This window comes from Micromonospora sp. NPDC047187 (assembly GCF_040643355.1).
GTDB classification, from domain to species: Bacteria; Actinomycetota; Actinomycetes; order Mycobacteriales; family Micromonosporaceae; genus Micromonospora; species Micromonospora salmantinae.
The window spans coordinates 334,274-348,336 of the sequence record NZ_JBEYUF010000005.1 but is presented as its reverse complement, the minus strand read 5'-3'; the positions used below and the strand labels follow the sequence as shown (position 1 = coordinate 348,336).

The window sequence follows — 14,063 nt, the reverse complement described above, 5'->3', positions numbered from 1 at the left end:
CAGGAGGAGACCGCCGACCGGCACGCCACCCGGGCCGACGAGTCGGCGTTGGCCGCGGTGCTGGGGCGGGCCCGGCCGGGTGGGACGGAGCGGGCGGCGCCCCGAGCAGCGGGACCGGCACCGGGTCGACCACCGGCGTAGGGGTCGTCGCCGTGGTCGGTCGCGGGCCCCGGTCGACCGGGGACAGCCGTACCGCCGGGGCCGGACTCGGCCGGTCCACGCCCTCGTCGGCCGGTCGGATCCAGGGCGGGCGGTGCGTCCGGGCCGGGCCCCGCCACGGCACGGCCGCGCTGGCCGGTGGCGTCCGGAGTGGGTACCGCCGCAGCGCCCCGCCCACGGGCGGGCCGGTCACCGGGCGGCGGGGGGTAGGTCAGGGCCTGCTCTCCGGTGGATCCCGACGCGTCGGGCCGGACGGCGCGACGACCGGTCGGTGCGTCCGCGCCCGGGTCGACCGGCGGGCCGACGGGCCGGCGGGCGGCGGTGCGTGCCGCGGCCGGGTCGGGCACGGCGAGCCGACCGGACGCCTGGTCGGTGAGGTCTACCGCCCCGGCGGGCGGCGCCGGGCGGCGACCCCCTGCCGGCGGACTGCCGTCTCGGCGGTTGACCACCGGCAGGCCGGGGTCGGTGTGTGGCAGGCGGCCGGCCTGGCGGAGCCAGTCCGCGGGCCGCTCCGGGCGGTCCGGCCGGTCCGGGCGGGGTTCGCCGCCGGGCGGCGTTCGGCGTTCCGTTTCGTCGGAGACGACCCTGCGGCGGCCGGTGCCGTCGGCGGGGCCGGTGGTGGGCAGGGCGCCGCTGTGCGCGCCGGTCGCCTCGGGCACCGACGACGCGTTCCCCGAGCGGGGCACCGGTGGCGCGTTACCCGAGCGGGGCACCACCGGCTCGTCGGGTTCGGCGGCGCGGCGACGCCCGCCGGCTGTCGGACGGGGCCCCTCGGAGGCGCGCCCGGCGGGCTCGGGTGCACCGGGGTCGGCCGGGCCCGGACGACGCCGGGCGGTGCGCGGGTCACGGTCGATGGCGGGGTCGGGCCGCAGGCCGTCCGCGGTCGACGGCACGACGCCAGCCGGCGGGCCGTCGAAGCGGGCCGGCCCGGGGGCTGCGGGTGCTCCGGCGGCCCGCGCCGGGTCGGGTGCCGAGCCGGCGGCGCGGCGACCGGCGGGCGTGCCGTCGGCGGGCGGCCGGGCACGGCCGGGCTCGACCGGTTGCGCCGGGCCGGGTCGGCGGACCGGTGGGCCAGCATCCGGACGGCGCAGCGGCGGCATGGCGTCGGGATGACCGCCGGGCGCGGCGGGGTCCTGATGACGGCCCGGCGGAACAGCGGCGTCCGGACGACGGGCCGGCGAAGCGGGGGCGTCCGGACGACGACCGGCCGGGGGGCCTGAGGTCGGTGGGCCGGGAGGGGCTGCCGCACCGCGCGGACGAGCCGGGCCGCCGGGCGCGTCGGGTGCCGGACGAGGCCCCTGCTGGCCGGCCGGGTCACCCCCGCCCGGGCGAGCGGCGGGTGGCGACTGCGGTACGGCGGCGCGGGCGCCGGGCACCGGCTGCACGCCGCGGCGCGGCGGCTGCCCGGGTGCGGGGCCGGCGGCGGGTGGCCGGTTGTCCGGGCGACGACCCGCCGGCGGCGTCTCTCCGGGCCAGGGCCCGTCGACCGGTCGACGGGCGGCGGCACCGCCCGGTTCACTCTGGCGCGGGGCCGGCGGCGCCGAGGACTCCGGCGCACTGCCGCGCGCACCGGCCGGCTCTCCCGGCGTACGCGGGGTGGGTTGTGCCGGCGGCCCGGCCGGGTCGGCCGGCGGCATGCCCCCACGGGGCCGGTTCGGTTCCGCCGGTGCGCCGTCCGGGCCCAGCTCGGCGCGTTGCTGCTTGGCCGAGCGCAGGTCGTCGATCCAGCCGAACTCCTCGCCGGCGGCCGGCTGCTCCGGCTCGGGCTCGGCCGGCCGGCCCCGACCCCAACGGCGGGTCTTGGCGCGGGGATCGCGCCGCTCGTCCGGGCCCTCGTCCGGGCGGTCCCCACCACGCGATCTCACTGTTGACCCTCTCCTGCGGCGTCGGTGCCGCTGTCCTGCATCGTGCCGGGGGCACCCGGGCCCGTCGTCGGACGGGCGGCCCCCGGGGATAGCGCTGGCGCGGTCTGCGCCGTTACGGACGGCTCGGATGCCGGCGTCTCCGGGCGCGCGGCCGGAGCCGGCAGACCACGCACGATCCGGCGCAGCACCGGCAACCGGCTGGCCACCGACCGCTCCGCGCCGTGCGGACTCGGCTGGTAGTAGTCGGTGCCCACCAGGTCGTCCGGGACGTACTGCTGGGTGACCACACCGCGCTGGTCGTCGTGCGGGTAGCGGTAGCCGGTCCCGTGGCCCAGCCCTCGGGCGCCGGCGTAGTGCGCGTCGCGCAGCCCTCGCGGCACCGGGCCACCGCGACCGGCCCGGACGTCGGCGATGGCGGCGCCGATGGCGGTGGTGGCCGAGTTCGACTTGGGCGCGGTGGCCAGGTGGATCACCGCCTGGGCGAGGTTGAGCTGCGCTTCTGGCAACCCGACGTACTCGACCGCGTGCGCGGCGGCGGTCGCCACGCTCAGCGCCCCGGGATCGGCCATGCCGACGTCCTCGCTGGCGAAGATGACCAGACGACGGGCGATGAACCGGGCGTCCTCACCGGCGACCAGCATGCGGGCCAGCCAGTGCACCGCCGCGTCCACGTCCGAGCCGCGCATGCTCTTGATGAAGGCGCTGACCACGTCGTAGTGGGCGTCGCCGTCGCGGTCGTAGCGCACCGCCGCCACGTCGACGGCCTGCTCGGCGGTGGCGAGGTCGATCCGCCCGCCGCCGAGGGCCGTGGCGGAGGCCGCCGCCGCCTCCAGGGCGGTGAGTGCCTTACGGACGTCACCGGCGGCCAGCCGGACCAGGTGATCCTCGGCCTCGGTGGTCAGGGCCAGTGCGCCGTCCAGGCCACGCTTGTCGGCGACCGCGCGGCGCAGCAGACCCCGCACCGCCTCGTCGTCCAACGGTTGCAGGGTGAGCAGCACGCACCGCGACAGCAGCGGTGAGATGACCGAGAAGTACGGGTTCTCGGTGGTCGCCGCCAGCAGGGTGACAGTGCGGTCCTCGACGGCCGCGAGCAGCGAATCCTGTTGGGTCTTGCTGAACCGGTGCACCTCGTCGATGAAGAGCACGGTCTGCGGGCCGCCGGAACGGCGCTGGCGGCGCGCCGCCTCGATCACCGCCCGGACGTCCTTCACGCCGGCGGAGAGCGCCGACATGGCGACGAAGCGGCGGTCGGTGGCCCCGGCCACCAGGTGCGCGATGGTGGTCTTGCCGCTGCCCGGCGGACCCCAGAGGATCACCGACATCGGAGCGCCGCCGGAGACCAGTTGCCGCAGGGGTGCGCCGGGAGCGAGCAGGTGTTCCTGCCCGACCAGCTCGTCGAGGGTCACCGGGCGCATCCGGACGGGCAGGGGCGAATCGTCGGCCACCGCGGTGAAGCCGTCGACACCGGCGGGACCGTCGGGCGCGCTGCGCGACCCGGCGGGTTCACCGAGGGAGAAGAGGGCGTCGGACTCCATCACGAAGACAGTACCGGGCCGGGCCCACGACGCCGGAATCGCGCCGCGGGCCCGCCACCGGTGATCGGTTCCGGTCAGCCACGCCCGGGGCGACGGCCCCGGTACCAACGGCCGCCGCCACCGCCGCCGCCGCCGCGCGGGCCGCTGCCCACGCCGGCCAGGTAGAGCGAGAGCAGGAGCAACCCGATGAGTACGAGGGTGTTCCAGTTGAACAGGTCGGGCGCTCCGAAGTCGGTGCCGAGCAGGTCGAGCAGCAGGGCAAAGCCAAAAACGATGGCCGCGAGAATGGCGAGCATGTCAATCCTCCGGTGGGGGTTCCCAGTAGGTCGGCGCGTGATGTACCCAATCGGTCGACTCGCCAATCTCGACGGTGGAGACGGCCACGCCGCGACGGCCCCACGGAGGCATTCGACACTCGGCTCCTAGCCTGGACCGCACGATCGATCCGCCTCGCCTGACCGTTGAGAAGGGGCCCTTGCGGACAAGGGGCCCCTTCTCAACGGTCCGCGGCGGGAACCGGAACCGCTGTCGGCTCGACGGCCGGGACGGCCCGACGGCCGGCCAGCCAGGCGGGCAGGTACAGCGGGGCGGCGACGGCCAGCACCACAGCGCCGACCACCATCGCGGTGCTGACGCTGGTGGCGGCGGCGAGCGCGGTGAGCACCACCCCGCCGAGCGCGCCGGCCGGCTGCGCCATCATCGAGTTCAGCGACAGCACGCTGGTCCGGTACGGGCCGTCGACCTGCCGGTGCAGCAGTCCACTGTGCAACGGGTTGGACGCGCCGTGCACGGCGTAGCAGGCCAGGTAGGCCACCAGCACGCCGACCGGCCCGGCGAACAACCCCATCCCGACCACCGTCACGCCCTGGAGGATGCGCAGCACTGCCGCACCCGGCGCGGCGCCGAACCAGCGCAGCAGCAGTGGGGTCAGTGCCGCGCCGGCGGCCGAGGCGAGCCAGGCGGCCGAGTTCGCCGGCCCGAGCAGCACCGCGGCGCGTTCCGGGTCGCCGATCACCTCGGCGAGCCGGACCGGCAGCAGCGACTCGAAGGTGACCATGCCGAAGCCCCAGAACAACTCGACGGCCACCAACGCCAGCAGCACCCGGGAACGACGCAGCAGCCCGACGGCCTGGCCGATCATCCGGGGCGCCTGGACCACCGAGGCCCGTAGCGCCGCGAACCCCGTGGCCGGACGCTCTTCGACAAGCAGTACGACCACCGCGACGAGTGCCGCCGCCTGCGCCACGATGGCGGCGAACACGGGCACCGTGAGCGCGCTGACCGGCCCGATCGGGCCGAGCGCGATGAGACCACCGCTGAGCAGCGCGCCACCACCGATGGCCCCACCGACGACGGTGCCGGCGTAGCCGAGGCCACGCTCGTACTCGGCCGCCGGGTCGGCGGCCAGGGTGGCGTCGACATACCAGGACTCCAACGGGCCGCTGTCCAACGCCCGGTAGATCCCCTGCAGAGCCCAGACCACGAAGAACAGCCAGAACGAGTCGGCCACCGCGAACAGCGCCAGCGAGGCGAGGTTCAGCACCCCGGCGGCGAGCAGCACCGGTCGACGACCGAGGGCGTCGGCGAGCCCGCCGGTGGGCAACTCCAGCGCCAGCACCAGCAGCCCCTGCGCCGTGGAGACCAGGCCGATCTGCGGCAACGACAGGCCGCGCTCCTGCATCAGCAGGATCATCACCGGGATCATCAGACCCGTGGGCAGCCAGCGCAGACCGTAGAGCGTGAGGTAACGACGCCGAACCTGACGTACGGTCAGCGCGCTCACTGGAGGCCCTCGCGCAACGGGTAGGCGGCCAGGAACACCTGCACCGGGCGGGCCTCCGGGTCGGTGGCGGCAGCGGACTCGGCCTCGCGGTGATACCGCTCCAGCACCTGCCACACCTCCGCCTTGAGCTCCTCGAGCCGGGCCGGCGGGATGGTCATGAAGATGTCGCTCATGCCGAACCCGTCCCGCCAGGCGGCCGACCACTCGTGCTGGGTGGCGAACCAGCGATCGGCGGTCTCGGCGAGCAGACGCACCTGGTCGCCCTGGATCCACTCGATCGCGGCCCTGGCGTCGGGGTCGTCGTCGAAGTCGCTCGGATCCCAGTTGGTCACGTCGTGCGCCGCCTGCCACCAGCGCTGCCGCCCGCTGCCGCGGTCGGGATCCTCGATGACCAGCCCGACCTCGGCGAGTTGCCGCAGGTGGTAGCTGGTCGCGCCGGTGTTGGTGCCGAGCAGTTCGGCGAGGGTGGTCGCGGTGGCGGGCCCCTTCACCCGCAGCGCTCCGACCAGCCGCATGCGCAGCGGGTGCGCCAGCACCCGGACCTGCCGTTTGTCGATCCGCACCTCACGCGGCGCCGGCCGCGGGACGCCTTCGTCGTTCGCCATGCCTGCACACTATCTCTGCACACTTCCTATGCACAATAGTTGTGCATAGGAAGTGTGCAGGTGCCCTCGTCAGCGGGCGAGGAGTTCGCGTACTCCGCGCAGCCGGGTGCGCAGCAGGGCGGCGGCACGCGCGGAGTCCAGGCGTACGTCCAGGGGGCGGACCACACCGGTCGCCGCGCTCGTGGTGGTCCTCAACCCGACAGCGTCCAGGCCGTACCGCTCGGCGACCAGCAGGCCCAGCTCGGCCCGGCTGACCGCGTCCGGGCCGGCCACGTTGAGCACACCGGCGTACGTCGAGGCGACCAACTCCAGCACGGCGTCGGCCAGGTCGGTGACGTCGATCGGGCAGCGCAGTTCGTCGCTGAACAGGGTGGCCCGGCCGGCGAGCGCGTCCCGGCAGAGCTGGATCTGCTTACTGCCCTCCCCCAAGATCAGGGAGGTCCGCACCAGCGCCGCGCCCGGGTCGATCGCCCGTACTGCGGTCTCGGCCGCCGCCTTCGCGGCACCGTAGGCGTGCACCGGCGTGGGTGGCTCGTCGTCGGCGTACGGCACGGGTCGTCCGGCGTGCAGCGCGTCGCTGGACACGTGCACCAGCCGGGCACCCACCTCGGCGGCGGCGAGCGCCACGTGCGCCGCCCCGTCGGCGGTGACCGCCCAGTCCCCGTACCGATAGGGGGTCCCGACCACGGCGTCCGGCCGCACCTCGGCGACCAGCGCGCGCACGGCGGACCGGTCGGTCACGTCCAGCCGTCGTGCCGCGACTCCCGGCACCGCGATCTCACCCGAATGAAAGGTCCCCACAACCGACCACCCGGCGCCGAGGCCCCGCCGACAAACCGACCGCCCGAGTAACCCACTGCCCCCGACAACAAGCACCCGCATCCCAGCCCACTCCCCCACTGACGATCAAGAGGTTTGCGTCATCTCGCGGGGCGATGATGACGCAAACCTCTTGATCAACCAAGCAGGAGCGGGGGTCAGACCGGGTCTGCTACCGGGGCTGCGGGGCCGGCCGTGCCGGTGTGGGCGGTTGCGGCGGGCTTGGGCTTGGCGTCGATGCCCGCCTCGGTGCGCTGCTGGGCGGTGATCGGGGTGGGTGCACTGGTCAGCGGGTCGAAGCCACCCCGGGTCTTCGGGAAGGCGATGACCTCACGGATGGAGTCGGCGCCGGCGAGCAGCATGCAGACCCGGTCCCAGCCGAAGGCGATACCGCCGTGCGGCGGGGCGCCGTACTTGAACGCCTCCAGCAGGAAGCCGAACTTGTCCTGCGCCTCCTCGGGAGTGATGCCGAGCAGGTCGAAGACCCGCTTCTGCACGTCACCCCGGTGGATACGGATCGACCCGCCGCCGATCTCGTTGCCGTTGCAGACGATGTCGTACGCGTACGCCAGGGCCCGGTCCGGAGCCTCCTCGAACCGGTCGACCCACTCCGAGTTCGGCGAGGTGAACGGGTGGTGCACGGCCGTCCAACCGCCCTCGTCCGTGCGCTCGAACATCGGCGCGTCGACCACCCAGCAGAACGCCCAGGCACTCTCGTCGATCAGGCCGGACCGCTTGGCGATCTCCACGCGGGCCGCCCCGAGCAGCTCCTGCGCCTCCCGGGTGGTGGCGCTCGCGGCGAAGAAGACCGCGTCACCCGGCTTGGCGCCGACCGCGTCGGCGAGCCCACCCAGGTGCTCGGCGGAGAGGTTCTTCGCCACCGGGCCACGCGCCTCGCCGGTCTCGGCGTCCAGCACCACGTACGCCAGGCCGCGCGCCCCACGCGCCTTCGCCCAGTCCTGCCAGCCGTCCAGCTCCTTGCGGCTCTGCGCCGCCCCGCCCGGCATCACCACCGCGCCGACGTAGCCGCCCGCGTCGATCGCCCCGGCGAAGACCCGGAACTCGGTGCCGCGCAGGTACTCGGTCAGCTCGGTCAGCTCGACGCCGTAGCGCAGGTCCGGCTTGTCCGAGCCGTACCGGGCCATCGCGTCGTGCCAGGTGATCCGCGGGATCGGTCGGGTGATCTCGTGCCCGGCCAGGTCCTTCCACAGCGCCGAGACGATCGCCTCACCGAGGTCGATCACGTCGTCCTCGGTGACGAACGACATCTCGATGTCGAGCTGGGTGAACTCCGGCTGCCGGTCGGCGCGGAAGTCCTCGTCGCGGTAGCAGCGGGCGATCTGGTAGTACCGCTCCATGCCGCCGACCATCAGCAGCTGCTTGAACAACTGCGGCGACTGCGGCAGCGCGTACCAGCTGCCGGGCTGAAGCCGCACCGGCACCAGGAAGTCGCGGGCGCCCTCCGGCGTCGAGCGGGTCAGCGTCGGCGTCTCGATCTCCAGGAAGTCCCGCTCGTGCAGGACACCCCGGGCGAGCTGGCTGGCGCGCGAGCGCAGCCGCAGCGCGTTCGCCGGGCCGCTGCGGCGCAGGTCCAGGTAGCGGTACCGGAGTCGGATGTCGTCACCGGCCTCGATCTGGTCGTCCACCGGCAGCGGCAGCGGCGCCGCCTCGGAGAGCACCTCCAACTCGACGACGGTGACCTCGACCTCGCCGGTGGGCAGCTCCGGGTTCTCGTTGCCGGCCGGGCGGCGGGTCACCTCGCCGACGACCTTCACGCAGAACTCGTTGCGCAGCGCGTGCGCATCTTCCTCGCGGAACACCACCTGGACAACACCGGAACCGTCGCGCAGGTCGACGAAGATGACCCCGCCGTGGTCGCGGCGGCGGGCCACCCAGCCGGCGAGCGTCACCGTCGAGCCGGCGTCCGCGGCGCGCAGGCTTCCGGCATTGTGGGTACGGATCACGGCTGGCAACTCCTCATCGTGGAACAGTCCTCACCCGCATTCTGTCAGGGGTGGCCGCCCCGTCTCCGGGCACCCGGCAGGCCGGCACGATTCGCTGGTGGGGTGGACCGGCGAACCCGACACTGCCGGCGGCCGCGCCGGTTAACGTGGCGAAATGCGGCCCGTACCGAACTGGGCCGTCGCCACGGCGGCGGCGGCGCCCGTGCTGCTGGTGGCCGGTTGGACGGTGGCGGAGGCCCGACAGCCCGTCGGGTACGACCCGGTCCGGGACACCATCAGCGAGCTGGCAGGACAGGACGCCACCGACGCCTGGATCATGGTGGTGGCCCTGGTGCTGCTCGGCTGCTGTTACCTGTCGGTCGCCGCCGTCCTGCACGCGGCCGGACTACCCAGCCGCTTCCTGCTCGCGATCGGTGGCGTGGCCACCATCGCGCTGGTCGCCTTTCCCCGGCCGCCGGTCGGCGGCTCACTCAGCCACGGCGTCGCGGCGACGGTGGCCGTCCTCGCCCTGGTGCTCTGGCCGGCCGGCTCGGCACTGCGGCTGCCGCGTGGTAGCGACACCGAGCACCCCGCTCGACCGGAGCCGCCCTGGGCGTTCCGCCGGGCGGTCGGGCTCAGCGCCACGCTCGTGCTGCTCGCGCTCTTCGGCTGGTGCGCGTTCGAGGTGACCAGCGGGTCCCGCACCGGGCTGGCCGAGCGGGTGACGGCGATAGCGGTCTCCCTCTGGCCGCTGCTGGCTGTCCTCTCCGCCCGGCGGGCGCACCTCGCCTGGTCGACCGGCGGCACCGTACGCGTCGGCCCGGACCTGCCGACCATCGGCGTCGTACCCCCGGATCCGCTCGGACCACCGAGCGGGCCGACCCCCGGGCGCCCCGACCTGCTGCCGTGAGTCGTCCCGCCTGATCTCTTCGTCGCCCTCGCCCGCTCAGGGGGTCCGCACCGTCGGCCGGTCAGCCCGAGCACGCGGCCCGGAAACCGCGCCGGTCGGATCGTTACGATCGCCCGATGTCTGCCGTTCCCCGTTGGGCCCTGCTGTCGGCAGGTGGCGCACCCCTGTTCCTCGTCGGCGGGTGGACCCTGGCGCAGGCTGCCCAGTCCGACGGATTCGACCCGGTGCGGCAGACCATCAGCGCGCTCGCCGCCACGGGTGCGGAGCATCGCTGGATCATGACGGTCGGGCTGGCCGGCCTGGGCCTCTGTCACCTGACGACCGCGCTCGGCCTGGTCAGCGCCGCGCCGGCAGGCCGAGCGCTACTCGCGCTGGGCGGGCTGGCGACACTGATCCTGGTCGCGTTCCCGCAGCGCCCGACCGGTGACTCGACGACGCACGCCGTGGCCGCCGGTGTGGCGTTCGCGGCGTTGGCAGTCTGGCCGGCCCTGGCGGTGCCCCGCCGCGCGAGGCCGTCCCCCGACCGGGACCACCGCCACCCGCCGGCTCTCGTACGCCGGCTGGCGCTCGCGGCGGCGGTGGTCCTCCTCGCGCTGGTCGGCTGGTTCGCCGTCGAGTTCTTCACCGACGGGGCATGGATCGGGCTGACCGAGCGGCTGGCGGCGGCCGCCGAGGCGGGCGTACCGCTGGCCGCCGTGCTGGTCTCCCGGCGGCGACCGGGACCGTCCGGGCCCGGCTGAGCGTCGTCGCGTTCGCCCGGCGTCGGCGGGGTTCGGTGGCTGTCAACGCGACGCGGGCCGCCGGAGTGTTCCGGCGGCCCGCGAGCGGTGCGTGGATCAGAAGACGCTGACGCCGTAGCGGCTGAGCGCCTCGGTGACCGGCTGGAAGAAGGTCGTGCCACCGGTGCGGCAGTTGCCGCTACCACCGGAGGTCAGACCCAGGGCGGTGCCGCCGGCGAACAGCGAGCCGCCGCTGTCGCCAGGCTCGGCGCAGACGTTGGTGCGGATCAGACCGGAGACCGAGCCCTCGGCGTAGTTCACGGTGGCGTTGGTCGCGGTCACCGAGCCGCCGCGCAGGCCGGTGGTGCTGCCGGAGCGCTGCACCGACTGGCCGACGGAGGCGTTGCCGGCGCCGGTGATGTCGCGGTAGCTGCCGTTGTAGAGGTAGACGTTGCCGGCGGCGTTGGCCGAGTTGTTGTGCCGCACGATGCCGTAGTCGTTGCCCGGGAAGCTGGTGCCGGTACGGCTGCCGAGCAGCGCGGTCTGGGCGGAGTTCGAGTACCAGCTGGCCGAGATGTTGGTGCAGTGCCCAGCCGTCAGGAAGTAGTAGGTGCTGCCACTGCGCACGTTGAAGCCGAGCGAGCAACGCCCGCCCCCGCCTGCGTAGATGGCCTGGCCACCGGAGATCCGGGTGCTCAGCACGCCGGCCTCGGCCTCGATCCGGACCGCGCCGTTGGCCCGCGCGGCGGCGGCCTTGACCCGCTCCAGCTTGGCCCCGGTGACGGTGCTGTCGACGGAGACGACGACCTGGTTGGTGACCGGGTCGCTCCACCAGGCGGTGCCCGGGATCTTGGCGGAGCGCTCCAGCTCGGCCGTGGCCCGGTTGAGCTCGGCGGCGCCGCGGGTGACGTAGCGGACGACGGCGCCGGCCTTGCTGGCCTTGCTGGCGGCGGTCGCGTCGGTGACCGTGACGACGGACTTGCCGCTGGCGTCGATGTACGAGCCGGCGGAGCGGTCGCCGAGTTCCGCGGAGATCGCGGCGGCGGTGTCGGGCGATGCGGCGGGAGCGGCCTGGGCCGGCGCGCCGATGAGCGAGCCGACAACCAGGGTTCCGGAAACGGCGACTGTAGCCGCAACGCGGAATGAGGACCTCGTGGGTCGCATGTAACAACCTCCTGGGCGGGGGAGCGGGTCTGGCCGGGGGCGGCTGACCCGAGGGCAACCCGGCCGATCTGGGGAAACCGGCCGACTGAGACTGAAGTATTCACATACTTAAGATCATTAACAAGGCTTGAATTCGCCCGGATTCACCGATCCCGGTTGGTCGCACGGCCGCAACACCCCCGACACGCTGGCGAACAGCCACCGTCACACCCAACCGACATCCGCCCCACTTTCGACGCGCACGATCATCGATGTCTTCCCCGCCGGGCGTCGGATGCACCGCACGCCGGGACGGCACGGCGCCGCGCGACGGGCGTCAGGCGACGGGCTACGGGCGACGGCGACGGCGACGGGCGCCAGGGAGTGCGGCGGGCGACGGGCGCCAGGGAGTGCGGCGGGAACGGGTCAGGGGATACGGCGACGGGCGCCGGGGCCCGGACTGGGCACCACGTCGCGGGGCCGACCCACGTCGTGCCCGTCGGCGCAGCGCAGTTCGGCGCGCACCTCGGCGCCGCAGTCGCGGTGCGTGACAGTGAGCGGCGGGCCCTCCGTGTCGGCGAGGTACCGGTCGCCCCAGCCGAGGACGGCGACCAGCACCGGCCACAGATCCAGGCCCTTCTCCGTGAGGCGGTACTCGTGGCGCAGCCGACTGCCGGGCTCCCGGTACGGCTCGCGACTCAGCACGCCCTGCTCCACCAGGCTGGCGAGCCGGTTGGTCAACACCTGGCGGGGAATGCCGGTGCGTACCCGCATGTCGTCGAAGCGGCGTACGCCGGTGAACACCTCGCGGAGCACCACCAGGGTCCACCGCTCACCGAGGACCTCCATCGCGCGGGCGATGGTGCAGTTCTCCACTGACCAGTCCAGAGCCGCGGGTCGCATCCGACCAGGCTAGATCTCGTTGACAGACTCAGCAACCTGCTGCCAGGCTGCGTCCATGACGCAGACGCAGGAACCAGTGCGCAGCCGTACCTTCACCTGGGCGGACCCGTCGGTCAACGCCGCCCAGGTCGGTCGACGCAGCGGCCTGGACATGCTCCGGGCGATGATCGCCGGAGAACTGGCCGCGCCGCCGGTGATGCACCTTCTCGACATGACCAGAATGGAAGCCGACGAGGGCCGGGTCGTCGTCGAGTTGACTCCGCAGGAGTTCCACTACAACCCGCTCGGCAGCGTCCACGGTGGCGTGCTCTCGACCCTGCTGGACACCGCCGCGGGGTGCGCCGTACACACCACGCTGCCCGCCGGAGTCGGCTACACCTCGCTGGATCTCAACGTGAAGTTCCTCCGCCCGGTCACCGTCGACAGCGGCACCCTGCGCTGCGAGGGCACGGTGCTGCAACGCGGCCGCCGTACGGCCCTGGCCGAGGCCCGCATCACCGATGCCGCCGACCGCCTGATAGCCCACGCCACCAGCACCTGCCTCATCCTCCCCCTCCCAACCCCCTAACCCCACCCCACCCCTCACCCCCCGGGTTGATCATGAAGTTATTGCCTCGACACGCCGACGAGAGTGGCAACAACTTCATGATCAACAGGGTGGGACCGGGGGGGTGGGGGTTAGCGGAGGGCTAGGCGGGCGGCTCGGGCGTCGCGCTTCTCCTCGAAGCGGCTGGCGGCGCGGTCCAGGTTCTCCAGCTGGGCGGCGAGCTGCTCGCGGGCGGCCTCGCCGTCGGCGTTGAGGCCGGTCACGTTGAAGACGTCCCACTGACGCAGGACCGGCTGCAGCACCTCGTCGCGGTGCTGACGCAGGTCGTAGATGCCGGCCAGGGCGATCGCCACCGACTTGCGGGCGAACCCGTCGATGCCGCTGCCCGGCATCTGGAAGTCGGCCACCACGTCGGCGACGGCCCGCATGGCCTGGCTCGGAGCCAGCTCGAACGCGGCCGCGAGCAGGTTGCGGTAGAAGACCATGTGCAGGTTCTCGTCGGCGGCCACCCGGGCCAGCAGCGCCTCGCAGGTGGGGTCGCCGGTGGCCTTGCCGGTGTTGCGGTGCGAGATCCGGGTGGCCAGCTCCTGGAACGAGACGTACGCCAGCGAGTGCAGCACCTCGTCGCCGTGGGCGTTGGTGTAACCCTCGGACATGTGCGTCATCCGGGCCCGCTCCAACGCCACCGGGTCGACCGCCCGGCTGACGGTGAGGTAGTCGCGGATCGCGACGCCGTGCCGACCCTCCTCGGCGGTCCACCGGTGCACCCAGGTGCCCCACGCGCCGTCGCGACCGAACAGGGTGGCGATCTCGTGGTGGTACGAGGGCAGGTTGTCCTCGGTCAGCAGGTTCACGATCAGCGCGGTGCGGGCCACGTCCGGGATGGTGGAGTCGGTCGGTGACCACGCCTCGCCGCCGAGCGGCCCGTCGAAGGTCCGTCCTTCGCTCCACGGCACGTACTCGTGCGGGAACCACTCCTTGGCGAGCGAGAGGTGGCGGTCCAGGTTGCGCGCGACAACCGGCTCCAACTCGACGAGCAGCGCGGTCTGGCTCACTGTGGTGCTGACGGTCACGAGAAACTCCCTACGGTGGCGTAACTTACGCTACCGTAGGTCCCCGCGGCCGTCAGCGC

The 14,063-nt window shown here is 73.8% G+C and carries 12 protein-coding genes and 1 pseudogene; 3 read left to right on the top strand and 10 right to left on the bottom strand.

The features are described from left to right. The 7 genes and pseudogenes from ABZ794_RS12650 to aspS form a co-directional block, all read right to left on the bottom strand. A pseudogene (locus ABZ794_RS12650) lies at positions 1–2,024 on the bottom strand (hypothetical protein); the annotation flags it as partial. Beyond that, positions 2,021–3,559, bottom strand: coding sequence for a replication-associated recombination protein A (locus ABZ794_RS12645; protein WP_357515595.1), 1,539 nt, complete (start codon positions 3,557–3,559; stop codon positions 2,021–2,023). The pseudogene ABZ794_RS12650 and the gene ABZ794_RS12645, both read right to left, overlap by 4 nt. A gap of 74 nt (positions 3,560–3,633) precedes the next feature. Beyond that, on the bottom strand, positions 3,634–3,855 hold the full coding sequence (locus ABZ794_RS12640; protein WP_210784931.1) for a hypothetical protein: 222 nt from the start codon (positions 3,853–3,855) through the stop codon (positions 3,634–3,636). Between the two features lie 200 nt (positions 3,856–4,055). Beyond that, positions 4,056–5,342: an MFS transporter gene (locus tag ABZ794_RS12635; protein ID WP_238688676.1), complete on the bottom strand. Its 1,287-nt coding sequence runs from the start codon at positions 5,340–5,342 to the stop codon at positions 4,056–4,058. Next, complete coding sequence (locus tag ABZ794_RS12630; RefSeq protein WP_357515592.1) at positions 5,339–5,947, bottom strand: helix-turn-helix domain-containing protein; 609 nt, start codon at positions 5,945–5,947, stop codon at positions 5,339–5,341. The genes ABZ794_RS12635 and ABZ794_RS12630 overlap by 4 nt, the downstream gene beginning before the upstream one ends. Positions 5,948–6,016: 69 nt before the next feature. Further along, on the bottom strand, positions 6,017–6,829 hold the full coding sequence (locus ABZ794_RS12625) for a sugar nucleotide-binding protein (protein ID WP_357515590.1): 813 nt from the start codon (positions 6,827–6,829) through the stop codon (positions 6,017–6,019). A gap of 95 nt (positions 6,830–6,924) precedes the next feature. Further along, positions 6,925–8,730, bottom strand: a complete 1,806-nt coding sequence (gene aspS / locus ABZ794_RS12620; RefSeq protein ID WP_210784968.1) for an aspartate--tRNA ligase — start codon at positions 8,728–8,730, stop codon at positions 6,925–6,927. Positions 8,731–8,884: 154 nt separating this feature from the next. Here aspS and ABZ794_RS12615 point away from each other — a divergent pair, with 154 nt between their 5' ends. Together ABZ794_RS12615 and ABZ794_RS12610 are read left to right on the top strand one after the other, a co-directional pair. Further along, positions 8,885–9,619, top strand: a complete 735-nt coding sequence (locus ABZ794_RS12615; protein ID WP_210784934.1) for a DUF998 domain-containing protein — start codon at positions 8,885–8,887, stop codon at positions 9,617–9,619. A 116-nt stretch (positions 9,620–9,735) separates the two neighbouring features. Then, positions 9,736–10,359, top strand: a complete 624-nt coding sequence (locus ABZ794_RS12610; RefSeq protein ID WP_210784935.1) for a DUF998 domain-containing protein — start codon at positions 9,736–9,738, stop codon at positions 10,357–10,359. Positions 10,360–10,455: 96 nt separating this feature from the next. Here the strand turns inward: ABZ794_RS12610 and ABZ794_RS12605 are convergent, their stop codons facing one another. Together ABZ794_RS12605 and ABZ794_RS12600 are read right to left on the bottom strand one after the other, a co-directional pair. Continuing rightward, entirely contained in the window at positions 10,456–11,502 is a 1,047-nt protein-coding gene (locus tag ABZ794_RS12605) for a S1 family peptidase (RefSeq protein ID WP_210784936.1), read from the bottom strand. A gap of 405 nt (positions 11,503–11,907) precedes the next feature. Continuing rightward, positions 11,908–12,384: a helix-turn-helix domain-containing protein gene (locus ABZ794_RS12600; RefSeq protein WP_210784937.1), complete on the bottom strand. Its 477-nt coding sequence runs from the start codon at positions 12,382–12,384 to the stop codon at positions 11,908–11,910. A 55-nt stretch (positions 12,385–12,439) separates the two neighbouring features. Here ABZ794_RS12600 and ABZ794_RS12595 point away from each other — a divergent pair, with 55 nt between their 5' ends. Then, positions 12,440–12,952, top strand: a complete 513-nt coding sequence (locus ABZ794_RS12595; protein WP_210784938.1) for a PaaI family thioesterase — start codon at positions 12,440–12,442, stop codon at positions 12,950–12,952. Positions 12,953–13,062: 110 nt separating this feature from the next. Here the strand turns inward: ABZ794_RS12595 and ABZ794_RS12590 are convergent, their stop codons facing one another. Beyond that, entirely contained in the window at positions 13,063–14,004 is a 942-nt protein-coding gene (locus ABZ794_RS12590) for an acyl-ACP desaturase (RefSeq protein WP_181518646.1), read from the bottom strand. Positions 14,005–14,063 lie beyond the last annotated feature (59 nt).

Excerpts from the sequence above, each read along its gene's own strand:
- ABZ794_RS12645 (WP_357515595.1), bottom strand. The coding sequence starts at position 3,559 with ATGGAGTCCGACGCCCTCTTCTCCCTCGGTGAACCCGCCGGGTCGCGC.
- ABZ794_RS12615 (WP_210784934.1), top strand. The coding sequence starts at position 8,885 with ATGCGGCCCGTACCGAACTGGGCCGTCGCCACGGCGGCGGCGGCGCCC.
- ABZ794_RS12630 (WP_357515592.1), bottom strand. The coding sequence starts at position 5,947 with ATGGCGAACGACGAAGGCGTCCCGCGGCCGGCGCCGCGTGAGGTGCGG.
- ABZ794_RS12640 (WP_210784931.1), bottom strand. The coding sequence starts at position 3,855 with ATGCTCGCCATTCTCGCGGCCATCGTTTTTGGCTTTGCCCTGCTGCTC.
- ABZ794_RS12595 (WP_210784938.1), top strand. The coding sequence starts at position 12,440 with ATGACGCAGACGCAGGAACCAGTGCGCAGCCGTACCTTCACCTGGGCG.
- ABZ794_RS12610 (WP_210784935.1), top strand. The coding sequence starts at position 9,736 with ATGTCTGCCGTTCCCCGTTGGGCCCTGCTGTCGGCAGGTGGCGCACCC.
- ABZ794_RS12605 (WP_210784936.1), bottom strand. The coding sequence starts at position 11,502 with ATGCGACCCACGAGGTCCTCATTCCGCGTTGCGGCTACAGTCGCCGTT.
- ABZ794_RS12625 (WP_357515590.1), bottom strand. The coding sequence starts at position 6,829 with ATGCGGGTGCTTGTTGTCGGGGGCAGTGGGTTACTCGGGCGGTCGGTT.
- ABZ794_RS12600 (WP_210784937.1), bottom strand. The coding sequence starts at position 12,384 with ATGCGACCCGCGGCTCTGGACTGGTCAGTGGAGAACTGCACCATCGCC.